A 26,007-nucleotide genomic window follows, 5' to 3' on the forward strand; every position below is an offset into this window, starting at 1 on the left:
GTCATCTCGATGCAACCTCTAGCTTTCTTGAAAAGAGTCAGCTAGGGTTTCGGCATGGCACTTCGATCCGACTGGTCCGCACAGACCTGCAGCATGGCCCGCGGCCTGGACATCCTGGGCGACCCCTGGGGCATGCTGGTTCTTCGCGAGATCTTCTTCGGCAACGGCCGCTTCGACGCCATCAAAGCGCGGCTGGGGGCAGCCGATTCCGTACTGACCAGACGCCTCGCGGCACTCGTGGACACCGGGCTGCTCACCCGCCGGCCCTACGACGACGGCGGCCGCACCCGCCAGGAGTACGCGCTCACTGCCAAAGGCGAAGACGCCCTGCCGGTGCTCAACGCCGTCGTTCTCTGGGCCGAAAAGCATCTCCCGGCGCCGTCCGAGCAGGCCCACATGTTCGTGATCCATTCGGGCTGCGGGGCCCGCACCTCCTCCGCGGATACGTGCACGGCCTGCGGCGAACGGCTCACGGCCGAGAACACCAGCTGGCACAGCCTCACCCGCACCACCGAGCCCGTATCCCTCGCCACCTCCACCCCGGCCACGTCCCTCAAGGCCCCCTCCCAGAACGGAACCGCGGCATGAGCGCGCCCAAAACCACCCCTCGGCAACGCCCCCGGCAGGTCCCCAAGCGGCGGCTGCACCCGGCCTGGACCGTCGCGGCAGTCGCTTTCCTCGCGCTGGTCGGAGCCGCGGGCTTCCGGGCCGCGCCCGGGGTGATGATGGTGCCGCTGCAGAACGAATTCGGCTGGTCCACCACGGTGCTCTCCTCCGCCGTCAGCATCAACCTCGTGCTCTTCGGCCTCACGGCACCGTTCGCCGCGGCCCTGATGGAACGCTTCGGCATCCGCGCCGTCACGTCCGTGGCGCTCGTGCTGATCGGGGCCGGCAGCGCCCTGACCGTCCTGGTCAACCAGTCCTGGCAGATCCTGCTCACCTGGGGGCTCCTGATCGGGCTCGGCACAGGCTCGATGGCCCTCGTCTTCGCCGCCACCATCGCCAACACCTGGTTCGCCCGGAGCCGCGGCCTGGTGATCGGCATCCTCACCGCGGGCAGCGCGGCCGGGCAGCTGGTCTTCCTGCCATTCATCGCCATGCTCGCCCAGGACCCGGGCTGGCGCCAGGCCTCGCTGCTGATCGCCGCGGGGGCGCTGGCCGTCGTCCCGCTCGTGCTGAAATTCCTCAAGAACTCCCCGGCCGACGCCGGCGTGCTGCCTTACGGTGCCGAGTCGGAAGCCGCCGCGGAACCATCCGACGGCGAACCATTTACGGAAGATCCGGAAGTCCCGGCGGAGCCCGCGGAGCCCGCGGAACCGCGCCGGAACGCGGCCGTGCGGGCGCTGCAGGCGCTCAAGCGGGCCAGCAAGGTCCGGACCTTCTGGGCCCTCGTTGCCGGGTTCGCCATTTGCGGCGCCACGACGAACGGGCTGATCGGCACACACTTCATCCCCTCCGCGCACGATCACGGCATGGCCGAAACCACCGCGGCAGGCCTGCTGGCCGTCGTCGGGATCTTCGACATCCTCGGGACCATCGCCTCCGGCTGGCTCACCGACCGCTTCAACCCGCGGATCCTGCTCGCGGTGTACTACCAGTTCCGCGGGATCGGCCTGCTGGTGCTGCCGCTGCTGCTCAGCGCCACCGTGCAGCCCAGCATGATCGTCTTCGTGGTGATCTACGGCCTGGACTGGGTGGCGACAGTACCGCCGACCGCCGCGATCTGTCGCCAGGTGTTCGGTGCCGACGGCAGCGTGGTGTTCGGCTGGGTGTTCGCCGCCCACCAGCTCGGGGCGGCCGCCGCGGCGCTGGCGGCGGGCGCCATCAGGGACGCCACCGGCCAGTACACCTACGCCTGGTTCGGGGCCGCCGCGATGTGCACCATCGCCGCCGTCATCAGCGCGACCATCCGCAAGGACGCCGGCAAGCGGGAGGCCGTCCCGGTTCCGGCGTAGCGTTCTCCTGGCCCGCACGGCGCCGAGATGACAGTTCACGGCAGTCGCGGCGCCGGACATTGCCGCGAAGTGCCATCTCGCGGCCAGCGCGGCGGTCCTAGCGGAACGCGGCGAGCCCGGTGATGTGCTGGCCCAGGACCAGGGTGTGGACCTCGTCGGTGCCCTCGTAGGTGCGCACGGACTCGAGGTTGGCGGCGTGCCGCAGCGGGGAGTAGTCCAGGGTGATCCCGTTCCCGCCCAGGATGGTGCGGGCCTCCCGGGCTATGGCGATCGCCTCGCGGACATTGTTCAGTTTGCCCAGCGAGATCTGCTCGGGTCGCAGCTGTCCGGCGTCCTTGAGGCGGCCCAGCTGCAGCGCCAGCAGGGTGCCCTTCTGGATTTCCAGCAGCATGTTCACCAGCTTCTCCTGCGTCAGCTGGTAGCCGGCCAGTGGCTTGCCGAACTGCAGCCGCTCCTGCGAATACTTCAGCGCCGCCTCGTACGAGTCCCGGGCCGCGCCCATCGCGCCCCACGCGATCCCGTACCGCGCCTCGTTGAGGCAGGTGAACGGGCCGCGCAGCCCGCGGGCCGCCGGCAGCAGCGCCTCCGGATCCAGCGCGACGCCGTCGAACGTGACGTCGCACTGGATGGAGGCGCGCATTGAGAGCTTCTGCCCGATCGGCGTGGCGGTGACCCCGGGGGTGCCGGCAGGGACCAGGAAGCCGTGGACGCCGTCGTCGGTCATCGCCCAGACCACCAGCACGTCCGCCACCGAGGCGAGCCCGATCCAGCGTTTGGCCCCGTCCAGGATCCAGCCGGCGTCCTCGCCCGTGCCGTCCCGCCGGGCGAAAGTCGTCATTGAGGCGGGGTCCGAGCCGGCGGCGGGTTCGGTCAGGGCGAAGCTGCCGATCAGCTCGCCGGCGGCCATCCGGGGGAGCCACTCCTGCTTCTGCTCCTCGGAACCCCACTTGTGGATCGCGGTCATGGCGAGGGAGCCCTGCACGGACACGAAGGTGCGGATGCCGGAATCGCCGGCTTCCAGTTCCATTGCGGCCAGGCCGTATTCGACGGCGGTGCGGCCGGGGCAGCCGTACCCGTCCAGATGCATGCCGAGGACGCCGAGTTCGCCCAGTTCCGGGGCCAGCTCCAGCGGGAAGACGGCGTCGTCATACCAGCGCGCGATGCCCGGACGGATCCGCTGGCTGGTGAAATCACGGACCTTCTCCCGGATGGCCAGTTCCCCGGCGCTCAGCAGGGAATCGATCGCCAGGACATCGGAAACGTCGGAAACTTCAGAAGGACGGCTCATGCCAGCATCCTACGGCCACGGCCGTACTCCCGGGCTACATCCGGGCCGGCGCGGGCTGCTGCTGCAGGAAGTAGTCCCGGGTGGACGGGGAGAAACGGCACACGGCCGCCAGCACGACGCCCAGCGCCAGCAGAGCCACGCCGCTGACGAAGGCCCCGCCGACGCCGAAGATCTGCGTGTCGCCGTACCCCGGATCCCACATCTGCACTGCCGAGACGAAGAATGCCGCGGTCAGCATGAGTGCGCCGAGCAGGGGCAGGATGCCGCGGAACCAGAGGTTGCGTGCCGAACTGCGCAGCGTCGCGCGGAAGTACCATACGCAGGCGAAGCCGGTCAGGGCGTAGTAGAAGGCGATGAACAAGCTGATGGAGCTGATCGAGTCGGCAAGCAGGTTCTCGCTCAGGAGGCTCATCAGCACGTAGTAGGCGGCGGCTGCGGCACCCATGACCCGGGTGGAGAAGCCGGGGGTCCGGTTGCGCGGGTGGACCTCGCCGAACTTCGGCGGCAGCGCCCCGTGCACGCCCATGGACAGGGTGCCGCGGGCGGTGGGAAGGATGGTGGTCTGGGTCGAGGACAGCACCGAGGCCAGCACCGCGACGACCATCAGCCAGCCCCAGGGGCCCAGCACCACGTCCTTCATCGCGAGGAAGACGTCGCTCTGGTTGGCCTCGTTCCCCAGCCCGATCCCGTCCGTGCCCACCGTGGCATACATCATCACCAACAGGGCCACGGAGACGTAGATCGCCACGAGGACAAACGCCGAAATCACGGCGCCGCGGCCGGGGGTCGTGGCGGGGTTCTCCGTCTCCTCGTTCACCGCGAGGCAGGTGTCCCAGCCCCAGTAAATGAACAGGGCCAGCAGGACGCCGTGCACCACGGCGCCCGGATCGGCGAAGGCGCCTGCCGGGTTGAACCACTCCGGGTCGAAGGCCTGGCCGGTTGTGGCCCCGCCAGGGACGCCGCCCGCGATCCGGAACACAATCGCCATAGCGAAAATGCCCAGCGAGACATATTGCACGTAGGTCAGGATGCGCTGGACATGCTCCCCAAGGCGGATGCCGCGGTAGTTCACGAGGGTCATGAAGACGATGAACAGTACGCCGGTGGCGGTGACCACGAGGCTGTTTCCGGCCAGCGAACCGTCGCCGATCAGCAGCCACAGGTACTGCCCGGCGACCTGGGCAAGGTTCGCCAGGACCACGAGGCCGGCCAGGGCCACGCCCCAGCCGCCCAGCCAGCCGGCCCACGGACCGAAGGCCCGGCGGGCCCAGATGAACGTGGTCCCGCAGTCCGGCATGGCGCTGTTGAGTTCACGGAAGGCGTAGGCAATGAAGAGCACGGGCACGAAACCCAGCAGCAGGATCAAAGGAGTGTAATTGCCGTTCACGGCCACGATCAGGCCCAGGGTCGCCGCGAGCGAATAGACCGGCGCGGTGGAGGCCAGCCCCAGCATGACGGAGTCTCCGAGGTCCAGGATCCCGGCGCGCAGTCCCTTGGCGGGAACGGCCACCGGACCTCCGGAGCCTCTGGCCGCCGTCGTCGTCTCTTTGCTCATAGTGTCACCGGGTTCATAAGGCGATACCTGCCTTGCTGGAGTGGGCCTGGTTCGAGCTCGGAACGGGCGGGGCCGGAGCGTCGATGGTGTTCGGCACGAAGCGGCAGAAGTAGTCGGTGATGGGGCCGTCGGATTCGCGGATGCCGCAGCCCACCGATTCGCCGTCGACCACCCACAACCCCAGCACGGGGCGGTTGCCGTCGAAATCGGGCAGGGCGTGGAACTGCTGGTAACACCAGCCTTCCCGGCCATAGCCGCCGGGCTGTTCCAGGTTGATGCCGGCGGCGTGGATCTTGATGTTGTCCCCTTCCCGGCCGTGCAGCGGCTTGGCCACCCATTCCTTGAGCGGGCCGGGGCCGTCCAGGTATGCCGGCAGCAGATTGGGGTGGTCCGGGTAGAGGTGCCAGAGCGCCGCGAGCAGGGCCTTGTTGGAGAGGAGCATCTTCCAGGCGGGCTCCACCCAGCGCGGATTGTGGGCGCGCTGGAGCAGCCGGTGCCCGAACGGCTCCTTCATCATCAGCTCCCAGGGGTAGAGCTTGAACATGGTGCTGATCATGAAGTTGTCCAGGTCCACGAAGCGGTTGAGGTTAGGGTCCCAGCCGATGTCGGAGATGTTGATCCCGATGGTGGTCCAGCCGGCCTGGCTCGCGACGTCCCGCATGTAGGCCGCCGTCATCCAGTCCTCGCCGGATTGCTCGGCCTCGGAGTGGGCGACGTGGAGCGTGCTCATGCCGGTGCGGTACTGCAGCTTCTTCCATTGCCGGATCAGAGCCTCATGGATGCCGTTCCACTGGTCCTTTTCGGGGAACACGTCCTGCAGCCAGAACCACTGGGCGACGGCGGCCTCGATGAGTCCCGTGGGGGTGTCGGCGTTATATTCGAGCATCTTGGCCGGGCCGCCCTGGCCGTCGTAGACGAAGTCGAAGCGGCCGTAGACGTCCACGTCACCGGCCTGCAGCGATTCGGCCGCCAGTTCCAGTGCCTGCGGCCCGATCCCGAGGGTGCCCATGGCTCCGGTGGCGAGGAACTTCGCGGCTTCCAAGCACATGCGGTGCATGTCCGCGGCGGTCTGTTCAAGGGTTTCCACCTCGTCCACGGTGAATTCGTAGTAGGCGCCCTCGTGCCAGTACTCGATATTTGTGCCGTCGGGCAGCGCGGTGGTGGAAAAGACCAGGCCCTGCTGCTCGATCCGCTCTTTCCAGTCCGGCCTCGGCGCGGAGATCAGTCGTTTCATCCCTAGCCTCCCGTGCTTCCGCCCTTGGAACTGCTGCCGAAGCCGCCCCTGCTGACCGTGCCGCCTGTGGGGCTGTACCCCGTGGACGCCTTGGCCCCGGTGGGGACGGTCCTGCTGTAGCTGGGGTAGCCTGACCGGTTCTGGCCCAGGCCGGGCACGCTGGCGCCGCGGGAGTAGAAGTACCAGGCGTAGATGCCGGAGCTCCGGCCGTCCGTGCTGCTGTTGCCGCACTGGGTGTCCTCGACGCGCTCGCCGGTGTCGTCGTTGAAGCACACCTGGGCGTAGTCGGCCTCGTCCTCGTTGCTGGCCACCATGGCGGTGATCGTGCTGGCCAGGAGCGCCGTGACGCCCAGCCCGACGACGACGGTGCGGCGCTGCGAGCGTTTCTTCCGCGCCGCCGCGCCCGCCAGTTCGCGCTCGCGTTCCCGCTCCAGTTCCCGGGCGAAGGGGTCAAAGACGGCGCCGGGCGGGGTTGGGTCCCCGGGAAGTCCCGGCGGTGCGGGCTCGGCGGGGTGGCCGGGAGGGTTCTGCTGCTCGGGCCGCAGTTCCGGCTGCAGTTCCGGCTGCGGGACCTGCCACGGGGGCTGCTTCCGGTCCTGCCGCGGAGGCTGTTTCCGATCCTGCGGCGGCTCATCCCTGCCCAAATCGTTCCCCTCACGTATGCCCGCAGGACGTGCCTGTCCCGCGGAAGACTTGCGTGCTTTTCCCGACGCCAGCCTAACGGGTTCCGGATCCGGGGCGATGAAGGGCTCCCCGTGTCTGCGCCGGGGCCGCGGCCTGTGGACGCAGGCCTACACTGGTGCCATGGACACCGCATCTCTGCTTGCCGTCTGCCGGGTACACCAGCTGCTGAGTGACCCCGGCAGCGTCGGCGTGACCGCGATCGACAAACGCCCCGTGGACGGGCCTGTCCGGGTGCACAAGCTCGGCCTGCACGGGGACATCCAGGCCAGTCGGGTCCACCACGGCGGCGAGGATCAGGCGCTCTACGCCTACTCCCAGGAGGATGCAGACTACTGGGCGGAGGAGCTGCAGCGCGCGCTGCCGCCGGGTATCTTTGGCGAGAATCTCCGCATCGCCGGAATTGATGCAAGCAACGCGATCATCGGCGAACGCTGGAAGATCGGACTGGACGTCGAGGTGGAGGTGACCTCGCCCCGCGTGCCCTGCGCCACCTTCCAGCGGCGGATGCACGAGCCTCAGTGGGTCAAGAGATTCGGCGAGGCCGGCAGGGTGGGCACCTATCTCCGTGTGGGCCGCACCGGTAGCATTCAGGCCGGGGACCACATCCACCGGATCTTCGTCCCGACGCACGGGGTGACGATCGGCAAGTGGTTCAGCGATCCCACGGTGGAGGACATGGAGGCCCTGCGGGACGCGGATGCCGACGGCCAGATCCGGCTCCAGCCCGAGTACCACGAGGAATTCGACAAGCTGCAGCGCCGGCTGGGTGTCTAGCGGACGGACCGTCATTCCGCCGGGCCGGACAGGCTGTGTGCGCAAGCTCACCGCCGCCGTCGGCCTCTTCAGTTACCCATGCGCGGATCAATGCCTTACTATTGAAATATCCCCCACTCCGGAAATCCCTTATTTCCTGCCCAATTCTTGAGGCAAGACTGGTAAGTGTTGGGGCCCGCGCGATTGAGATGCGGGCATTTTCATAGGGAGAGCCGGCTAAAGAAAACGCTGTACAGACTGCTGGGATAGCAGCCAAGAGTTGCAGCGGGAAGTCCTGCCACGGGATTGCGAAAGCGCCGGACTTCTATGTGACCGGCCGGTCAAAGTATGCCCGGCACGCTTTTGGTCACGCGTACTGCGGCTCCGCTCACCTCGGGTTGTGCCGCCTGGCCCCTATGGATGAGGAAATTTCACCTATGCCCGAAAATCAGAACAACTCCGTCGACACCGAAACCGTTCAGAGCGACGTCGAGACTTCTGAAACGGCTGCCCCCGCAGCCGAGTCCGCCCCGGTATTCACCGAGGCTCCTGCCTTCACGGAGGCTCCTGCGAGCACCGAAGCGCCTGCCGCCGCGGCTCCTGCGTTCACGGAGGCTCCGGTAGCCGAAGCGCCCGCCGCCGCGGCTCCTGCCTTCACGGAGGCCCCGGTAGCCGACAAGGCCCCCGAGACCAAGGCCGCTCCGGCCAAGGACGAAGACACCGAAGATGAAGGCGTCAAGTTCGTCGATCTCGGCATCGACGGCCGTGTCCTCGCTGCCCTGCAGGACGTCGGCTACGAGAAGCCGTCCCCGATCCAGGCAGCAACCATCCCGCTGCTGCTCGAAGGCCGCGACGTCGTGGGCCTGGCCCAGACCGGTACCGGTAAGACTGCAGCATTCGCAGTACCGGCACTGTCCCGCCTGGCCGAGCTCCACGACCTCAACGGCCCGTCCCGCAAGACCCAGGCCCTGGTGCTGGCTCCGACCCGCGAGCTTGCACTCCAGGTTGCCGAGGCATTCACCTCCTACGCCAAGCACATCGACGACTTCACCGTCCTCCCGGTGTACGGCGGCTCCGCCTACGGTCCCCAGCTCGCCGGCCTGCGCCGCGGCGCCCAGGTTGTTGTCGGTACCCCCGGCCGCGTCATCGACCACATCGCCAAGGGTTCCCTCGACCTGTCCGAACTCCAGTACCTGGTGCTGGATGAGGCTGACGAGATGCTCCGCATGGGCTTCGCCGAAGACGTCGAGCAGATCTTCCAGCAGACCCCCGAGGGCCGCCAGGTTGCACTGTTCTCCGCCACGATGCCGAGCCAGATCCGCCGGCTGTCCAAGCAGTACCTGAACAACCCGGCCGAGGTGCAGGTCAAGTCCAAGACCACCACGGGCGCCAACACCCGCCAGCGTTACCTGCAGGTCATGGGCCCGCACAAGCTGGACGCGCTGACCCGCATCCTCGAGGTCGAAGAGTTCGAGGGCGTCATCGCTTTCGTGCGGACCAAGATGGCCACCGAGGACCTCGCCGACAAGCTGCGCTCCCGCGGCTTCCAGGCTGCCGCCATCAACGGCGACATCCCGCAGCAGCAGCGTGAGCGCACGGTCGAGGCCCTGCGCGACGGCAAGATCGACATCCTTGTCGCCACTGACGTTGCCGCCCGCGGCCTGGACGTTGAGCGTGTCAGCCACGTGGTCAACTACGATATCCCGCACGACACCGAGTCCTACGTCCACCGCATCGGCCGCACCGGCCGTGCAGGACGTTCCGGCGACGCCATCCTGTTCATGACGCCGCGGGAGAAGTACCTGCTGCGTTCCATCGAGAAGGCGACCCGTCAGCCGGTGGAGCAGATGCACCTGCCCACCGCCGAGACGGTCAACACGCTGCGCCTGGGCAAGTTCGCCGAGCGCATCACGGAGACCCTTGAGTCCGAGGACGTCGCGGCGTTCCGTGACCTCATCTCCTCCTACGAGGAAGAGCACAACGTTCCGGCCTCGGAGATCGCCGCAGCACTGGCCGTTATGGCGCAGGGCGGACAGCCGCTCCTGGTCAAGGAACTGCCGGCAGCTCCGGAATACCAGAAGCGCGACCGCGCCAAGGACGGCTTCGGCTCACGTGGCCCCACCCGCACCCTGACCGAGGGCAACGCCACCTACCGGATCGCCGTCGGACGCCGCCAGCGCGTCATGCCGGGTTCCATCGTTGGCGCCATTGCCAACGAGGGCGGCATCTCCTCGGCCAACATCGGCGGGATCGACATCCGCGCGGACCACACCCTCGTGGAGCTCCCGGCGGACCTCAGCGCCGACCAGCTGAAGGCCCTGTCCCGCACCCGGATCGGCGGCGAGCTGATCCACCTCGAGCTGGACAAGGGCCGTTCACCAGCGAGCGACCGTGGCGGTGACCGCGGCGGCTACCAGGGTGGCAGCCGCGGCGGCGACCGTGGCGGTTACTCCGGCGGAGGCTCCGGCGGCGGCGACCGTGGCGGCAACTTCAAGGGCAACGGCGGCTTCAAGCGCGAGTTCCGCAAGAGCGACGGCGAGCGGTCCTCCGCCGACCGTGGCGGACGCTCCTTCAGCGATCGAGCCGAGCGCGGCGTCGGTTCCGACGCGGCACGCAAGCCCCGCGCCGAAGGTGGCTTCAAGCCCCGGAACAAGTGGTAACCACTGGTTCTAAGGTGAACTGAGAACGGGCCGGCTTCCAGCCGGCCCGTTCTTGCTTAAGTTCGCTTCGTCACATCCGCCCCGGAGGACGTTCCCGGGTCCGTTCCCGGGCCGGCCGGAGGCCCCTGGGGCCCGGATTTCCGCTGTTTCCGGCGGGCCCGGCCCGGCCCGGGAGCCGATTTGTTGAGCGGGCAATCTTCCGGTAGAGTATTTACTCGTTGCCCCCCTAGCTCAGTGGTAGAGCGCGTTCTTGGTAAGAACGAGGTCACCGGATCGATTCCGGTGGGGGGCTCTGGATGAGGGCCTGTGTCAAGGCGGTTTTTGACCGGCTGAGCACAGGTTTTCCTCATTTATGGCGGTGTAGCTCAGTTGGTTAGAGCGCACGACTCATAATCGTGAGGTCGGGAGATCGAGCCTCCCCACCGCTACCAGATAAGACCCCCGGATTCCTTGAGAGTCCGGGGGTTTTTGTTTTGCTGATGGGATTGATCGGGGAAATTTCTCCCGAGACGCCCCCTACGCCAGTTACCGCGCGCAATGTCGCGTCTGCCCGCCCAAGGTTTTCCCAAGCTGCTCTTCCTAGCGTCTGTCTTGTGACTTAGGACCAGTACTGCAAGGGGGCGCAGATGGATCGCAGAACAGCGCCGATCCTCTTCCCCGTGACCAGATCCCTTGGGAGGCACTCCAGCCAGGGGCGCCCGCGTGCTTCCTTCCGGCGGCGCCGCACCACACTGGTTCGATCCCTCAATTTGGGGCCGACGGCCGGCCGGCATCGGGCTGGCGGCGGCGGAACGCGGGGGCCAGTGATCCTGGAGGCGCCGCGTGTTGGAATTCTCCGCGCATCCACACTTCTGGTGACAGTCCTCCTGATCATGGGGTATGTGGCGGCGGCTCCGCGCGACTCCCCAAGCGCGGCCGTATCGCACCTGCACAGCCCGCCGGTTGGGTGGCAAGTGCCAGCGATGAAGAGGTGGCCGGCGAGAACGGGCGAGCCAGCAACGTGCTCGACGGCAATGCTGCCACGTTCTGGCATAGCAAGTGGACCGCACCTGCCATCCCGCTGCCGCACACCATCACGATCGACACCAAGGTGACGCGAAGCATCTCGGGGTTGCGCTATCTCCCGCGTTCCAACGTGAAAGGACGGGTCGGCGCCTATTCGATCGGAGTCAGCTCCAATGGAGCCATCTGGAGCCCGGTCGCCAGCGGCATGTGGCCGGACACGAGTGCGGAGAAGACGGTGGCCTTCACTCCGGTCAGCGCCCGGTACGTCCGGCTGACTGCGACCACCGAGGCCGGCAACCGCGGGCCCTGGAGCAGCGCCGCGGAGATCAATCTCCTCGGCCAGAGCGGCAACCCGCCGCCCGCGCCAGGTGGGTCGCGGGGGTCCTGGGGTCCGACGATCAACTTCCCGATCGTCCCGGTCGCGGCGGCGCTATTGCCCGGCAACAAGCTGCTGACCTGGTCCGCCTATGCCCCCACCGCTTTCGGTGGCGACAGGGGCTACACCCAGACGTCCATCCTGGACCTCACCACCGGCAAGGTGAGCCAGACCCAGGTGTCCAACACCGGTCACGACATGTTCTGCCCCGGGACCTCGCTGCTACCGGACGGCAGGATCATGGTCAGCGGCGGCAGCAGCAGCACGAAAACCAGCCTGTACAACCCTGCGACGAACACCTGGAGCCCGGGGCCGGACATGAAGATCGCCCGCGGCTTCCACAGCAACGTGACCACCTCCACCGGTGAGGTGTTCACCATCGGCGGCTCGTGGTCCGGCGGTATCGGCAACAAGAACGGCGAGGTGTGGTCCGCCGCCGGCGGCTGGCGAAAGCTGCCGAATGTCCTGGTGGACAACATCCTGACCGACGATCCCCGTGGCGGCTTCACTTCCGACAATCACCCCTGGTTGTTTGCCGCCCCCGGTGGCCGCGTGTTCCACGCGGGGCCGAGCCGCCAGATGAACTGGATCTCCACCACCGGCCAGGGCAGCATCACCTCGGCCGGACTCCGGGCTGACAGCGCGGACGCGATGAACGGTGACGCCGTGATGTACGACGTCGGAAAGATCCTCACCGTGGGCGGGGCGACCGCCTACGAGAAAACCCCCGCCACGGCGCGGGCGTACACCATCGACATCAACAACGGTGTCAAAGTGGCCCGGACCGCAGACATGGCCGTGACCCGGTCGTTCGCGAACGGGGTCGCGCTGCCCGATGGCCAGGTTCTCGTGGTCGGCGGTCAGGCCACCCCGGTTCAGTTCACGGACACCGGCGCCAGGATGGCCCCGGAAATCTGGAACCCGGCAACCGGAAAGTGGACCACGCTGGCCCCGATGGCCATCCCCCGGGCGTATCACAGAGTCGGCCTGCTGCTTCCCGACGCCCGGGTCTTCGTCGGCGGTGGCGGGCTGTGCAACACCTGCACGACCAACCATCTGGACGGCGAAATTTTCACCCCGCCCTACCTGTTGAACGCCGACGGCAGTGCACGCACCCGGCCAGCGATTGTGACCGCACCGGCCACCGCCGCGGCCGGCAGCACAATTTCGGTGACCACCAAAGCGCCCGTCACCAACTTCTCCCTGATGCGGATGAGCACCGTGACCCACACCGTGAACACCGACCAGCGGCGGATCCCGCTGACCGCAACCGCGGTGTCGGGCAACACCGCCTCGCTGAACTTGCCGGCGGACCACGGCGTGCTGGTGCCGGGCAGCTATCTGCTCTTCGCAATGGACGCCAACGGAGTGCCCAGCGTCGCCTCGACGATCATGATCAGCTGATGACGACGACACAGGGTGGTGCGCGCGAGATCCTCCGTTGCGCTGTCACCTGGAGTCCCTCTGAGGCCCCGCAGCCGCGATAAGTGATAGCGCAACGCGTGCGGGGCAGTGGTGAGGTGGGACGGGACGAACAGCCGCTATCCCGGGAAGTCCACCTGGATGAAGTTCCTCGCCGGGTCGAGCCGGTTGATGTCCACCGTGTACCAGATGCCCCCGATGGCGAGGTCTCCGTCGCCGCCAACGACACGGACCAGCCACCCGCGCTGTTCGGGACCACCTGGATGTCCTTCGTGGCCAGCACCGCCCCGGCCTGGGTGACGGCGGGCTGGTTGGCCCGGAACGTGATGACCGGGTTCTGCCCCGGGAGGGCGGCAAGGCCGAAGTCCTGCAGCGTGCCAGAGAATTCGGCACGGGTGCCTTCTGGGGCGTGATGTATTAATTTGTGGATCCAGTTAATTCGTGGATCCAGCCGCTACACTCACGGCATGGGAAAACTTGCGGGACTCGTGCTTGTTGCTCTGCTCGGAATCACTGGATGCTCAGCCCCGGCGGCAACCGAATCGGCACCTACCGAATCGGCACCTACCGAATCGGCACCTACCGAATCGGCAACGACCGAACCCGCAACAACCGAACCCGTACCTGCAGAGACCGCGAGCGCAGACGCATCGCAGCAGATCGCTCCGCTGCTCCCGGCACCCGCCCCGGCAGAAGGCGAGTCGTCATCCGCAGAGACCGGGCCCGCCGCCCCGGAACCGATCGGCCCGCTGCTCGTTGCACCCGCACCCGCTAAGTCCGTAGCTCCGGAATTCGATGACGAGTCCGCGCAGAGGACATACCTTGAAGGCGTGAAGAAGGTCTGGCGTGGGGACATACCGTCGGACGAGGTGCTCCTGAAGGACGGCGGCGCTTCCTGCACGCTCTTCTCAGAGGGTAAGAACTGGTCGGAAATTGGGACTACGGCGGGTCCGGGTCCATTGGACATCGAAAACGCGGCGGCGGCCGCCACCTACGCCAGCCGGAACCTGTGTATGCAGTTCAACACGGACCGCTAGATGATCCGCGTCAGGGTGCTCGATCCCTCAAGATAGAGGTTGGGTTTTACTCCGCTGATGGCGGGAAGGCCTCAGCTGAATGCTGGGCGCAACCCGAACCCGGACAACGATGACACCGATCCGTTGGGGAAGTTTGCCCCGCCGCCCGTGCCCGTATTATCCAGAGTCGGCCCTTCGCGCAGACCGGCTTCTCATCGAACGTCGCCGAGGAGGTGTTCGTCCAGGTCACCGGTCCACAGAGAACCGGATAGGCGCCGGGTCCCAACAAGCCTACGAAGCGGCGTGGACACACTACCTCCAAAGCCGGCGGGAGGACGTCCGGGCCACCGACGTGACTGCCGCCGGTCTGAGGGAGTGGGTGGATACCGTCCCTGCTCACCGTCCACGGCAACCACTCTCCGCCGCCTATGACGGCGGAGCCTTCAGAAACGGCGGCCCGCCGGTTGGCGGGCCGCCCTTCCTGCACGACGTAGGCGGGGATCTTCCTGCCCGACGTAGGCGGGGATACTGCCTATCAGACCGTCGTCAGCACGGGAGCGGTGAGGTTACCGTCGCGCATGGTGGCGACCGAGTCGGTCAGCGGGACGAATTCGGTGTCGTGGGTGACCATGACCGTGGCGACCATGAAGTCGTCGGTGACGCGGCGCAGGAGCCGGACGATGGAGTCGCTGCGTTCGTGGTCCAGGGCCGCGGTTGGTTCGTCCACGAGCAGGACCTTGGGATCGCCCATCAGGGCGCGGGCGATGTTGACCCGCTGGCGCTGGCCGCCGGAGAGCTGGTGCGGGCGTTTGTTGGCGCTGGAGCTGAGTCCGACAACGTCGAGGAGTTCGGCGGCCTTGGCCCGGGCGGCAGCGACGGACTTTCCGCGCAGGTGGTCGCCGATGATGAGTTGTTCGGCGGCGGTCAGGGACGCGAGCAGGTTCGGCTGCTGGAAGATGATGCCGATCTTCTCCCGCCGTAGCGCGGTGAGGTCCTTGTCGGCGAGCCCGGTGGCGTCGGTGCCGTCGATGATCACCAGTCCATGAGTGGGGCGGACGAGGGTGGCGGCGGCGGCCAGAAGACTGGATTTTCCGGACCCGGAGGGTCCGACGAGGGAGATCATCTGGCCGGCCTGCACGGTGAGGTTCACGGCGTCCAGGGCCTTGATGGTTCCGTCCCCGTCCGGGTATTCGAGGGTTACATTGACGAGGTTCAGGGGGCTGGGGGTGGAGGACATGGTGTTACTTCCTTTCAGAATGTGCTCAAGCTTTCAGAATGTGCGCAGGCGGAATCTGTGGTTCGGCCGCGAACGGGACCGGCTGGCCGCAGACGGGACCAGCTGGCTGCGGAGAGTTTTAGTTCCCGCCGAGGGCGATCAGGGCGTCGACCTTGGTGACGCGGCGGACGGCCAGTGCCGCTCCGGCCAGGCCGAGGCCGATGATTCCGAGGATGGGCAGGAGTGTCGTTGCGGGGTTGACCAGGAAGGGGGCTGCCTGGGCTGCGAAGTAGCCGCCGAGGATGCCGATCCCGCCGCCGATTCCAGCCCCGGCCAGTAGGACGATCGCGGCCTGGGTGATGGCGTCGCGCAGGACGTAACTGCCGGATGCTCCCATGGCCTTCAGGACCGCGATGTCGCGGGTCCGCTGGGCGGTCCATACGGTCAGGAAGGCCACGATGACCATGGCGGAGATGCCGTAGAGGAAGGCCTGCATCAGCGTCAGGGAGCCGTTCTCGCTCTTATAAGAGCCCAGTGCCTGGAAGGATCCGGTGCGCGAAGCGCTCACGGTGTGGGCTGCGGCGTTGGCGGCGGCCTCGTCAACGGTGGCGCCGTCCTCGTACGTGATGGCGGCGACGGTTCCGAGCTGCTCCGGGTCGGTCAGGTGGGCGAGTTTTGCCCAGGTGGGAAGGACGGTCCAGACGACGCTGGTGTGGGAGTACCACTGGTCCTCGACCACGGCGCTGACGGTCAGTTCGATTCCGCCGACGCTGGCCTTGTCCCCGATGCTCAGGGAAAGGGCCTTGGCCGCCGTTTTGCCGATCACGACCGTGCCGGCGGTGACGTGTGAGGGTGCCAGCTGGCCGTCCGGTGCGACGCCGAAGACGGCGACGTTGGTGGTGCCGGTGCCCGCGCCGGTGTCGGCGGCCACGGCCTGGAACCGGGTCTGGCTGATGCCCAGGGCTTCGGCGTTTCGTACGCCGGCCCGGTCCTTCCAGCTGTCGACCTGCGCGGCGGTGACTTCGCTTTCGGTGAAGGAGGCCTTGGGCGCGTTGGTGCCGGGGGCGCCGAAGACGATGCTGTCCACCGCCCTGGAGTCGACGGCGCTGCCGTTGACGGCGCCGAGTTTGTCAATGGCCGACGTCGACTGGTCGCCCAGGCCGGCCGTCAGTCCCGAGAGCATGACGAGCAGCAGGGTGATCAGGGCGACGACGCCGCCCATCAGGGCGAACCGGCCCTTGGCAAAGCGGATATCGCGGATAGCAAGGAACACGTTGTTCTTCTTTCAGTGGCTGTTGGTGGCCGAAAGGCTCTTGTGTCCACTCTTCCGCGGGCCGGTGCCGGCGCCATCGCGCAGTTGGTTGATACGCGGCGGATCAACGGTTGATCCCCGGGTCAACCATTTGGTTGACCCGGGGCGTCGGGCTGCGGCGCCGGTTTGAATTCGACGGCGACCCCGCCACAACACGAGCGCGTGACAAGTGCCTCGTTTCGCCGTAGCTTTGCGGCACCGACGAATGGGGATATCGGATGGAGTTCTTTGACACAATCATGTTTCCGTTCAGGTGGCTTGTGTCCGCCATCATGGTGGGCTTCCATGAGGGTCTGGGCGTCATCGGCTTGCCGGCGGCGAACGGCTGGACGTGGACCCTGTCCATCATCGGGCTGGTGCTGGTCATCCGTGCCGGCCTCATTCCCGTGTTCGTGAAGCAGATCGACGCCCAGCGCCGTATGCGGCTCCTGCAGCCGGATCTGAAGAAGCTCCAGGACGAGTACCAGGGCAAGACCGACCAGCTGTCCCGGCAGGCCATGGCGCAGGAACAGATGGCCCTATACAAGAAACACGGCACCAACCCGTTCTCGGCCTGCCTGCCCCTACTGATCCAGACGCCGTTCTTCTTCGCACTCTTCACCGTGCTATCAGGCATTGCGACGGCGGCCGGTAGGGGCCAAGGCATCGGAGCGATGAGCCACGACCAAGTGGTGCAGTTCAACGATTCCAGCATCTTCGGCGCCCCGCTGTCCGCGTCCCTGCTCCACGGTGGCGGCGGTGACGCTGTTGCGGTCACGGTGCTGACCATCCTGATGATCGTTGCCATGACGGCATCGCAGCTCATCGCGCAGAAACTGATCATGGCCAGGAACCTGTCCGAGGAGGCCACGGCCAGCCCGTTCCTGCGCCAGCAGAAAATGATGCTCTACAGCCTGCCGGTCGTCTTCGGCGTGGGTGGCATCATTTTCCCCATCGGTGTCCTGATCTATTGGACCACAACGAACCTCTGGACCATGGCGCAACAATTCTTCGTCACTGACCCGCGGGCGCCCGGTCACGGCAGGGGTCATGCCGGACAGCGTCAGCCCTGAGGAGCTCCGCACCCCAAACCTGAAACAATCCAGCCGCCGGAAGCGGTCCGGCTGACACCCACGGTCCAGTCACCACTCCGCACCGTCCGCTCGCCACTCCTCTCCATCCCCTCCCGAAATACACGTATGCCCTTCCCCGCCGCCTGCACCGTTCGTGCCCGTTGGTGGCGGTGGGGCCGGTATTGACGGTGGTGCGAGGATGATGGAATGTCCTTCTTTGATGATCTTCCGGAACGGCCGGACAGGCCACGCCCGCCAAAGCACGTGCCGCCCGTCTGGGCGGGCCCGCCAGCGGATGAGCTGCCCGTTGTTGTCTCCTTGGGGCAGTTCTTTACCGGTCCGCACAAATGGTCATGGCCGCGAAAAGTGTCGAGGTCTTTTCCACGGGCTGTCTTATCGAGGTTGTCTGGTCTGTCCGCCGGGGGACCGAGTCGGATCGCGACTGGAGCACGGTCACTGATCAGTGCTTCAACCGGGGCCGCTACCGACTGGATTCGGAAGACGGCCGCGGCGGTGCCCTTCGGTTCGGCGTCGCCCTTCCCGATGGACGGAAGGCGACGACGACCCAGCTGTTCCCGGGGATGTTTGACGGCACGGATCAGGTGACCGGGCCGGTATTGCTGATGTCGGGCGGCGGCGGCGGAACGGGCAGTGACGACGAGGTCTCCTTGTCAACCAAGTTCTGGCTCTGGCCGCTGCCCCAGGGCGGGGACACGCGCGTGGTTGCGCAATGGGATGACATCGGCATGAAGGAGGAATCCATCATCGTGACCGGTGAACAGTTGAGGACTGCGGCAGCCAAGGTGCAGAAATTCTGGGTTGCCCCGGCTCCTGGCTAGTCCCTGGACTGATCCGGTGGACTGCCGCCTGAACGGCCGGACGGCCTGGCACCGTCGGGACCCCCCGCGAAAGAGTTGGCCGGGTCCAGCGTGGGCGAAGTGGGCCAGAATGGGTCCATGACACGAATCGCAATCGTCGGCGGCCACGGAAAAGTGGCTTTGGAACTGTCCAGGATCCTCGCAGCGGACGGGCAGGACGTCACGTCCTTCATCCGCAACCCGGACCATGCGGCCGGCGTCGCGGCCACCGGCGCGACGCCGGCTGTCCTGGACGTTGAGAACTCGACGACGGCGGAGATCGCCGAGGCCCTGCGGAACCACGACGCCGTGGTGTGGTCCGCGGGCGCCGGCGGCGGAAGCCCCGAGCGCACCTACGCGGTGGACCGTGACGCGGCTATCCGTTCGATGGACGCGGCGGGGGACGCCGGCGTCGGACGCTACATCATGGTGTCCTACCTCGGCGCAGGGCCGGACCACGGTGTCCCCGAGGACAACGGTTTCTACGCCTATGCGGAGGCCAAAGCCGCCGCGGACGCCTACCTCCGCGGCACCAGCCTGGACTGGACCATCCTGGGCCCCGGCTCGCTCACCGACGGCCCCGGCAACGGCCTGATCGATGTCAACCCCGACGGCACCTGGCAAAGCAAGGAGACCTCCCGCGCCAATGTCGCGCTCGTCGCGGCCGCGGCACTGGGGCTGGCCGCCACGATCAGGCGCACCATCGAATTCCGGGACGGCAGCCTGCCCATCGCGGCGGCTCTGGAGGCCTCGGCCTAGCCTCCGTCGGCCCCCGGTAAGGTCCGGCCCGCTTCCCGATAAAGTGGTGGGGGCGGTCGACGCCTCCGGAACGGATGGCGGCCGCGATGACTTCTGGGGAAAGTGAGCTTATGGACCAGCTGGCACTCATCATAGGACTGCTGCTGGCCACGGTGGTGGCTGTGGGCGTGGGGGACAGGCTGCGGCTGCCTTTCCCGGTCCTGATGCTGATCCTGGCAGCTTCGCTGACCTTCATTCCGGGGTTTCCGGAGATGGAGATCTCGCCGGAGCTGATCCTTCCCATCTTCCTGCCCCCGCTGCTCTTCGCCACCGCGCAGCGCAGTTCGTGGGCTGTCTTCAGGGTCCGCTGGCGTAGCCTGCTGATGCTGGCCGTCGCCCTCGTGGTTGTCTCGACGGTTGTCGTCGCCGGCGCGGCCTGGCTCATGATCCCGAGTATCGGCATCCCCGCCGCCATCGCACTGGGCGCCATGGTGGCTCCGCCTGATCCGGTGGCCGTGGAATCGATCGCCGGGCGCGTCCATATGCCGCGCCGGCTCATCACTGTGCTGCAAAGCGAAGGCCTCTTCAACGACGCGGCCGCCATCGTCATCTTCCAGGCCGCGGTGGCCGCCACGGTCTCCGGCACGAAGATCGGCCCCGGCGTTGTCCTGCAGTTTGCGCTTGGCGCCGCGACCGCCGTCCTGGTGGGCATCGGCATGGGCTGGCTCACCAGCCTGATCACCCGGCTCGTGCAGTCCATGGTGGCCCGCAGCGCCGTCACCCTCGTGGTGCCGTTTGCCGCCTATATCCTGGCCGAAGAGGTGCACGCTTCCGGTGTGATCGCCGTCGTCGTCACCGCCCTGGAGATGCAGCGCCATTCCAGGCCGCAGGATGCCGCCGAAAGGGTCACCCGGACGGCTTTCTGGGACGTGGTGGAACTGCTGGTCACCGGGCTGGCCTTCGGCCTCGTCGGACTGGAAGTACGGCAGGTTATCCGGGAAGAAGGCACCGGCATTTTCGACATGATCGGCACCGCCGTCGTGATCTGCGTGCTGGCGTTCGCGGTCCGGTTCGCTTGGCTGGCTATGATGTCCGGCCTGTCGCGCACCAAGAAGGATTCGCTGCGCCCCACCTCCGCCAAGGAAGTCCTGATCCTCACCTGGTGCGGCATGCGCGGCCTGGCCACCCTGGCGCTTGCCCTGGCTCTCCCGCTGACGCTGGCCGACGGCAGCCCGTTCCCGGCCCGGGGCCAGCTGATCGTGATCGCCTGCGCGGTCCTGCTGGCCACCCTGGTGCTCCCGGGCCTGACGCTTCCGTGGCTGATGCGGGTCCTCAAGGCTTCCGGGGACGGTTCGGAAGAACGCGACGCCGCCCGGGTCCTGGCCGGACGCGCCCAGCAGGCTGCAATCGCGGCGCTCAAGGACAACGAGCTCATGAAGGAGCTGCCGGCCGAAAAGGTGGCGCTGGTCAAGGAAAAAATGACCCGCTTGCACGCCGAACTGCTTGACGGCAGCCTCCGCAATGAAAGCGTGGGGGAGAAACGCAAGCGTGGCCGCGAACTCGCGATCGCCGTGCAGACCATTGCGCTCGACGCGGCGCGCCAGGAAGTCGTGGCGGCGCGCAACGAACCGGACATGGATCCTGAGGTGGCGGACCGGGTGCTGCGCCAGCTGGACCTGCGCACCATGATCATGCCGGAGTAGTCCCGGCCGGAGTCCCGGCCGGAGTCCCTGCGAGCGCCCCTGCCGGAGTGGACCAGGCGTGATCCCTGGAGCGATCACGCCGGCGCAGGAAGCTCCAGCTCCAGGGCATTCTCCTCCACGTAGTCCAAGGCATGCCGGATGGCGCCCATAGTGACGATCGAATTGCCCAGCGGGGAGACCGTGACCCGCGGCGGGGTCGCGGTGAAGCGGGGGAGCAGGGCGCCGATGCGGGGCAGCAGCACGCCGGCCGACTCGGCTACGGCACCCCCGATCACCACCTGCTCCGGGTTGATCAGGCTTGCTATCGAGGCAATGACCCGCGCCATCCGCTCCGAGATCCGGTCCAGGACCTGCAACGCCGCGGGGTCCCCGGCGCGGGCATCCTCGAAGACCCGCCGGGCGCTGGCCGCGCCTTCCGCCGCGGGCCCGCCTTCCGCCGGGGGCCCGCCATCCTGTGTGCCTCCGGCTGACGGCCCGCCGCCAGCCGCGGACCACTGCCGTGCCAGGCTGGCGATGCCGTCGCTGGAGCCCACGCCCTCGACCATGTCCAGGTAGCCCATTTCGCCGGCCGCGCCGCCCCGGCCATGCAGCAGCCGGCCGGACTCCATCACACCGGCACCGAGCCGTTCGCCGGCGAGGAGCACCACGAGGTCGTCCACGCCCTTGCCCGAACCGCGCCAGCGTTCGCCAAGCGCGGCGAGATTGGCGTCGTTCTCCAGCAGGACCGTCCAGCCGTGCAGCTCCTTGAAGGCGGAGCGGAGCCCGACGTCGAACAGGCTCCAGAAGTGCTGCGTCACCAGGACGTTGCCGTCGCGGTCCACCGGAGCCGCGATGCCGGCCCCGGCTGCCAGGACCTTGGCGGGATTCGTCCCCGCCGCAGCCAGCGCCTGCCGGCAGGCCCGGTCCACGACGCCGATCCGCTCCTCCGCGGGGATGTCTGTGGCCCGGAAGCTCTCACTGGAGCGGCCCACCACCGTGCCGCGGAGGTCCGCGACGGCGGCCGTGGTGGTGGCAGCGCCGATATCGATGCCGAGGACGTAGCCCGCCTGGCGGTTGAGTTCGAAGCGCCGGGCCGGCCGGCCCTTCCGCGGGGTGCCGGGCGAGACCTTGTCCCGCTGGGGGGCGTCCAGCTCGCGGATCCAGCCGCGCCGGATCAGGTCCTCGCAGACGGCAATCACGGACGCCCTGGTGAGCCCGGTCCGGGCCATCAGCTCGGTGCCGGTTGCCACGTCGGTGCTTCGGACATAGCTCAGGACCGCCTGGGCGTTGACCCGGCGCAACAGCTGCGGGGTGGCGGCGGCTGCCTGCGGCATCAAATCTTGACCTCCCATGAATCCCGACTCATAATTGTTCAGGCAATAGATTTAGCTTGTATCTAAAATACCAGAATCCTGTTCCGAGCCCGAAGGAATCTCCCTTGACCACCACCGCCACGCTGGCAACCCTGTCCGGTTCCAACCTCGCAGCCGATCCCAACTGGTGGCGCCAGGCATCGGTGTACCAGATATACCCGCGCAGCTTCTCCGACTCCAACGGCGACGGCCTGGGCGACATCAAGGGCATCACGGCCAAGGTCCCGTACCTGTTGGAACTCGGGATCGACGCCGTCTGGCTGAGCCCGTTCTACCCCTCGGCGCTGGCCGACGGCGGCTACGACGTCGACGACTACCGCGACGTGGACCCCAAGCTCGGCACGCTGGCGGACTTCGATGAGATGTCCGCCGCACTGCACGCCGCCGGCATCAAGCTGATCGCGGACATCGTCCCGAACCACTCCTCCAACCGGCACATGTGGTTCCAGGAGGCCCTCGCCTCCCCGCGCGGATCCGCCGCCCGGGACCGCTACATCTTCCGTGATGGGCTTGGGCTGGACGGCGGGATTGCGCCCTCGGACTGGGAATCGGTCTTCGGCGGCCCCGCCTGGGAACGCATCACCGAACCGGACGGCACACCCGGCCAGTGGTACATGCACATCTTCGCCAAGGAACAGCCGGACCTGAACTGGTCCAACCGCGAGATCCGCGATGACTTCCTCAAGACCCTGCGCTTCTGGTCCGACCGTGGCGTGGACGGCTTCCGCGTCGACGTGGCGCACGCCCTGACCAAGGACCTCACCGAGCCGCTGCTTTCCCGGCTCGAACTGGGCCCGGAGAGTGGCGCCGCCGACGGCTTCGACGACGGTTCGCACCCGTTCTGGGACCGCGACGAAGTCCACGAGATCTACGCCGAATGGCGCGAGGTTTTCAACGAATACAACCCGCCGCGCACCGCCGTCGCCGAGGCCTGGGTCCACGCCAGCCGCCGCGCCCGCTACGCCAGCCCGCAGGGCCTCGGCCAGGCCTTCAACTTCGACCTCCTGCAGGCCGACTTCGACGCCGACGAGTTCCGCGAAATCATCACCCGGAACCTCGCCGAAGCCACCGAGTCCGGGGCATCATCCACGTGGGTCTTCTCCAACCACGACGTCGTCCGGCACGCCACCCGCTACGGCCTGCCCAAGACCGGCGGCCAGCACGCCAAAGGCCAGGACGGCAAGGGCTGGCTGCTGGCCGGCGCCTCGGCCGAGGAGCTCGACGTCGAACTCGGCCTGCGCCGCGCCCGCGCGGCCACCCAGCTGATGCTCGCCCTGCCCGGTTCCGCGTACCTGTACCAGGGCGAGGAACTCGGGCTGCAGGAAGTCGCGGACATCCCCGACTCCGAACGCCAGGACCCCACCTTCTTCCGCAACAAGGGCGTCGAGATCGGCCGGGACGGCTGCCGCGTGCCGCTGCCCTGGGCCGTTGACGGTAGCTCCTTCGGCTTCGGCGACGGCGGGGCGCACCTGCCGCAGCCGGCCTGGTTCAGCCGCTATGCGGTCGCTGCCGAGGACGGCGTGGAAGGATCCACCCTGGAGTTTTACCGCAAGGCCCTCAAGCTGCGCCGCGGACTGCAGACCTCGGAGGAACTGGAATGGCTCGAAACCGGCAACGCCGACGTCCTGCACTTCAGCCGCCAGGGCGGTTGGCAGACGGTGACCAACTTCGGCGACGAACCGGTGGAACTGCCCGCCGGTGACGTGCTCCTGAGCAGCGGACCACTCGACGGGAATCTCCTGCCTGGCAACACCACCGCCTGGCTGCGGTGAGCCACGCGTCCGGAGGCCCCGAACACAGCAAGTTGCCCGCCCCGGAGCTGATCCCTGTCCAGGAACTGATTTATGGCAGCATGGGCCTCGGTGGCAGCTGGTCGGCGGAGCCGTACTCGTCCGCGGACGTGGACGAGGCTGCTGCCGCCGTGGACGCCGCCCTGAATGCCGGCATCACGCTGTTCGACCACGCCGACATCTACCGCAACGGCAAGGCCGAGGCGGTGTTCGGTGAGGTGCTGGCCCGGACGCCGGGGCTGCGGGAACGCATCCGGCTTCAGACCAAGTGCGGCATCCGGCTCAACGAGCAAGGCCTGGAGACGCACTACGACCTGAGCCGGGACGGCATCCTGACCCGGACCAACGAAAGCCTGGCCCGGCTCCGCACGGACTACGTGGATGTGCTGATGCTGCACCGCCCCGATCCGCTCTTGGACCCCGCCGAGGTGGCCTCCGCCGTCGGGCAGCTGATGGCCGAAGGCAAGGTGCGCGCCGTGGGTGTGTCCAACATGTCCGGGCCGCAGATCGAGGTGCTGCAGGCCCGGCTGGAGGCCCCGGTGGTGGCCAACCAGCTGGAAATGAGCCTGCTGAAACGGGCCTGGCTGGAAAGCACCGTGCTGGTCAACCACGCGGAGGGCGCCGACTACAGCTTCCCGCACGGCACCGTGGAGCATTGCGTCCGGCAGGGGGTCACGCTCCAGGCCTACGGCGCGCTGGCCCGCGGCCTGTACACCGGGGCGCCGGCCGCCATGCCGAGCGCGGCGGAGGTCGCCACCACCGCCCTGGTGGCGCAGCTGGCCGGGGAAAAGAACACGACGGGGGAGTCGATCCTGCTGGGCTGGCTGATGAAACACCCGGCCGGGATTTCGCCGGTGATCGGTACGGCCAAACCGGACCGTATCCGGGCCTGCGCCGGCGCCGCGGAGATCGCAGCCGGCATGAGCCGGGCCGAGTGGTACCGGCTGTGGGTCACCGCGCGGGGCAGCAACATCCCCTAGCCGGACGCCGTCGGGCTGGCCCATCCGGCTCTCCCGACTGACTCGCAATAGTTGTCGTTTTGGGCGTCCAGAACGACAACTACTGCTAGCTACTTGGGTGGGTTTGTGATTTTGGTCGTAATGGACACCCCGCGGGCCGGAATACTTGGCTGGAGGGGCCCGGGTGCGGCTAGCGTAGAGACATGACCTCTACCACCGCAGCCGGGACCGTCCGGCCTCAACGCAACGTTCCAGCAGAAATCGCCCGCTCGTGGCTCCTGGTCAACGCGATGAAACCCGAGCTCTTCGACCAGTCCGCCGTCTCCCGCGCGGACGCCATCATCCTTGATATCGAGGATGCCGTGGATCCTTCGCAGAAGGACGACGCCCGCGCGCACGTGGTGGACTGGCTCACCGGCGGCGGCAACGCCTGGGTCCGGATCAACGATGCCACGAGTCCTTTCTGGGCCGATGACCTCGCCGGTCTCCGCGGCACCCCCGGCCTGCTCGGGGTCATGCTGGCGAAGACCGAGTCCGCGGACCAGGTCACCGAAAGCTTCCACCGCATGGACGGCAAGATCCCGGTGATTCCGCTCGTCGAGTCCGCCGTCGGGATCGAGGAAGCCAACCACATCGCCAAGGCCCAGGGCGCGTTCCGGCTGGCCTTCGGTTCCGGCGACTTCCGCCGCGACACGGGCATGGCAGCCACCCCCGAGGCCATGGCCTACCCGCGCGCCAAGCTCGTGGTGGCCAGCCGTGTAGGCAACCTGCCCGGTCCCGTCGACGGCCCCACGGTGGGAACCAACCACCCGATCCTGCGCGAACAGACCGGCATCACGGTGATGATGGGCATGACGGGCAAACTCTGCCTCGCCATCGACCAGACCAACGTCATCAACGAGGTCATCAGCCCGACGCCGTCCGACGTCGCCTGGGCCACGGACTTCATGGCCGACTTCGAGGCCAGCGGCCGGGTCATCCGCGACGGTTCCGACCTGCCGCGCCTGGGCCGCGCCGAGAAGATCATGAAGCTCGCGGTAGCCTTTGGGGTGCAGCCGGCCCTGTAGCCGCACCCGCATC

20 protein-coding genes and 2 tRNA genes are annotated in these 26,007 nt (G+C 67.5%); 15 read left to right on the forward strand and 7 right to left on the reverse strand.

Annotated elements, in window-relative coordinates; genetic code table 11:
- Nucleotides 1–54: 54 nt before the first annotated feature.
- Together ABIB26_RS06195 and ABIB26_RS06200 are read left to right on the forward strand one after the other, a co-directional pair.
- A complete protein-coding gene (locus ABIB26_RS06195) occupies nucleotides 55–588 on the forward strand; it encodes a winged helix-turn-helix transcriptional regulator (RefSeq protein WP_354240592.1) in 534 nt (177 codons plus the stop codon).
- The gene (locus ABIB26_RS06200; protein WP_354240594.1) at nucleotides 585–1,955 is read left to right on the forward strand and encodes an MFS transporter; all 1,371 of its coding nucleotides are present in this window, start codon (nucleotides 585–587) and stop codon (nucleotides 1,953–1,955) included. Before ABIB26_RS06195 ends, ABIB26_RS06200 begins: the two co-directional genes overlap by 4 nt.
- 97 nt (nucleotides 1,956–2,052) lie before the next feature.
- On the opposite strand, the gene ABIB26_RS06205 is transcribed toward ABIB26_RS06200, so the two are convergent.
- The 4 genes from ABIB26_RS06205 to ABIB26_RS06220 are packed head-to-tail and all read right to left on the reverse strand — an operon-like array spanning nucleotide 2,053 to nucleotide 6,676.
- Complete coding sequence (locus ABIB26_RS06205; protein WP_354240596.1) at nucleotides 2,053–3,243, reverse strand: acyl-CoA dehydrogenase family protein; 1,191 nt, start codon at nucleotides 3,241–3,243, stop codon at nucleotides 2,053–2,055.
- Nucleotides 3,244–3,277: 34 nt separating this feature from the next.
- Nucleotides 3,278–4,798 carry an APC family permease gene (locus ABIB26_RS06210; protein ID WP_354240597.1) on the reverse strand — a complete coding sequence of 507 codons (1,521 nt, stop codon included), beginning with the start codon at nucleotides 4,796–4,798 and terminating at the stop codon, nucleotides 3,278–3,280.
- Nucleotides 4,799–4,811: 13 nt separating this feature from the next.
- Nucleotides 4,812–6,032 (reverse strand): glutathionylspermidine synthase family protein, encoded by a 1,221-nt coding sequence (locus tag ABIB26_RS06215; RefSeq protein WP_354240599.1) that lies wholly within the window; start codon nucleotides 6,030–6,032, stop codon nucleotides 4,812–4,814.
- 2 nt (nucleotides 6,033–6,034) lie between these two features.
- Nucleotides 6,035–6,676 carry a Tat pathway signal protein gene (locus ABIB26_RS06220; protein ID WP_354240601.1) on the reverse strand — a complete coding sequence of 214 codons (642 nt, stop codon included), beginning with the start codon at nucleotides 6,674–6,676 and terminating at the stop codon, nucleotides 6,035–6,037.
- A 160-nt stretch (nucleotides 6,677–6,836) separates the two neighbouring features.
- On the opposite strand from ABIB26_RS06220, the gene ABIB26_RS06225 reads away from it, so the two are divergent.
- The 6 genes from ABIB26_RS06225 (at nucleotide 6,837) to ABIB26_RS06250 (ending at nucleotide 13,969) form a co-directional block, all read left to right on the forward strand.
- Nucleotides 6,837–7,490 (forward strand): MOSC domain-containing protein, encoded by a 654-nt coding sequence (locus tag ABIB26_RS06225; RefSeq protein WP_354240603.1) that lies wholly within the window; start codon nucleotides 6,837–6,839, stop codon nucleotides 7,488–7,490.
- A 416-nt stretch (nucleotides 7,491–7,906) separates the two neighbouring features.
- Nucleotides 7,907–10,129 carry a DEAD/DEAH box helicase gene (locus ABIB26_RS06230; RefSeq protein ID WP_354240604.1) on the forward strand — a complete coding sequence of 741 codons (2,223 nt, stop codon included), beginning with the start codon at nucleotides 7,907–7,909 and terminating at the stop codon, nucleotides 10,127–10,129.
- A gap of 220 nt (nucleotides 10,130–10,349) precedes the next feature.
- A tRNA-Thr gene (locus tag ABIB26_RS06235) sits at nucleotides 10,350–10,421 on the forward strand.
- A 62-nt stretch (nucleotides 10,422–10,483) separates the two neighbouring features.
- A tRNA-Met gene (locus ABIB26_RS06240) sits at nucleotides 10,484–10,560 on the forward strand.
- 515 nt (nucleotides 10,561–11,075) lie between these two features.
- On the forward strand, nucleotides 11,076–12,914 hold the full coding sequence (locus ABIB26_RS06245; protein ID WP_354240606.1) for a galactose oxidase family protein: 1,839 nt from the start codon (nucleotides 11,076–11,078) through the stop codon (nucleotides 12,912–12,914).
- Between the two features lie 485 nt (nucleotides 12,915–13,399).
- Complete coding sequence (locus ABIB26_RS06250; RefSeq protein ID WP_354240608.1) at nucleotides 13,400–13,969, forward strand: hypothetical protein; 570 nt, start codon at nucleotides 13,400–13,402, stop codon at nucleotides 13,967–13,969.
- Between the two features lie 514 nt (nucleotides 13,970–14,483).
- Here the strand turns inward: ABIB26_RS06250 and ABIB26_RS06255 are convergent.
- Nucleotides 14,484–15,185 carry an ABC transporter ATP-binding protein gene (locus tag ABIB26_RS06255; protein WP_354240609.1) on the reverse strand — a complete coding sequence of 234 codons (702 nt, stop codon included), beginning with the start codon at nucleotides 15,183–15,185 and terminating at the stop codon, nucleotides 14,484–14,486.
- A gap of 118 nt (nucleotides 15,186–15,303) precedes the next feature.
- Nucleotides 15,304–16,437, reverse strand: a complete 1,134-nt coding sequence (locus ABIB26_RS06260) for an ABC transporter permease (RefSeq protein ID WP_354240610.1) — start codon at nucleotides 16,435–16,437, stop codon at nucleotides 15,304–15,306.
- A gap of 257 nt (nucleotides 16,438–16,694) precedes the next feature.
- On the opposite strand from ABIB26_RS06260, the gene yidC reads away from it, so the two are divergent.
- The 4 genes from yidC (at nucleotide 16,695) to ABIB26_RS06280 (ending at nucleotide 20,826) form a co-directional block, all read left to right on the forward strand.
- On the forward strand, nucleotides 16,695–17,528 hold the full coding sequence (gene yidC, locus ABIB26_RS06265) for a membrane protein insertase YidC (protein WP_354240611.1): 834 nt from the start codon (nucleotides 16,695–16,697) through the stop codon (nucleotides 17,526–17,528).
- Nucleotides 17,529–17,875: 347 nt separating this feature from the next.
- Nucleotides 17,876–18,367: a hypothetical protein gene (locus ABIB26_RS06270; protein ID WP_354240613.1), complete on the forward strand. Its 492-nt coding sequence runs from the start codon at nucleotides 17,876–17,878 to the stop codon at nucleotides 18,365–18,367.
- A gap of 117 nt (nucleotides 18,368–18,484) precedes the next feature.
- Entirely contained in the window at nucleotides 18,485–19,144 is a 660-nt protein-coding gene (locus tag ABIB26_RS06275) for an NAD(P)H-binding protein (protein ID WP_354240615.1), read from the forward strand.
- Nucleotides 19,145–19,254: 110 nt separating this feature from the next.
- A complete protein-coding gene (locus tag ABIB26_RS06280; protein WP_354240937.1) occupies nucleotides 19,255–20,826 on the forward strand; it encodes a Na+/H+ antiporter in 1,572 nt (523 codons plus the stop codon).
- A 74-nt stretch (nucleotides 20,827–20,900) separates the two neighbouring features.
- Here ABIB26_RS06280 and ABIB26_RS06285 read toward each other — a convergent pair whose 3' ends face one another.
- Complete coding sequence (locus ABIB26_RS06285; protein ID WP_354240939.1) at nucleotides 20,901–22,139, reverse strand: ROK family protein; 1,239 nt, start codon at nucleotides 22,137–22,139, stop codon at nucleotides 20,901–20,903.
- A 104-nt stretch (nucleotides 22,140–22,243) separates the two neighbouring features.
- On the opposite strand from ABIB26_RS06285, the gene ABIB26_RS06290 reads away from it, so the two are divergent.
- The 3 genes from ABIB26_RS06290 to ABIB26_RS06300 all read left to right on the forward strand — a co-directional run bounded on the left by ABIB26_RS06290 (nucleotide 22,244) and on the right by ABIB26_RS06300 (nucleotide 25,994).
- Complete coding sequence (locus ABIB26_RS06290) at nucleotides 22,244–23,950, forward strand: glycoside hydrolase family 13 protein (protein ID WP_354240617.1); 1,707 nt, start codon at nucleotides 22,244–22,246, stop codon at nucleotides 23,948–23,950.
- Nucleotides 23,951–24,000: 50 nt separating this feature from the next.
- Nucleotides 24,001–24,948, forward strand: coding sequence for an aldo/keto reductase (locus ABIB26_RS06295; RefSeq protein WP_354240941.1), 948 nt, complete (start codon nucleotides 24,001–24,003; stop codon nucleotides 24,946–24,948).
- A gap of 182 nt (nucleotides 24,949–25,130) precedes the next feature.
- Nucleotides 25,131–25,994, forward strand: a complete 864-nt coding sequence (locus ABIB26_RS06300) for an HpcH/HpaI aldolase/citrate lyase family protein (protein WP_354240619.1) — start codon at nucleotides 25,131–25,133, stop codon at nucleotides 25,992–25,994.
- The last annotated feature ends 13 nt before the right edge of the window (nucleotides 25,995–26,007 follow it).

The sequence above is a fragment of the Arthrobacter sp. UYEF20 genome, assembly GCF_040546335.1.
Taxonomy (GTDB): domain Bacteria; phylum Actinomycetota; class Actinomycetes; order Actinomycetales; family Micrococcaceae; genus Arthrobacter.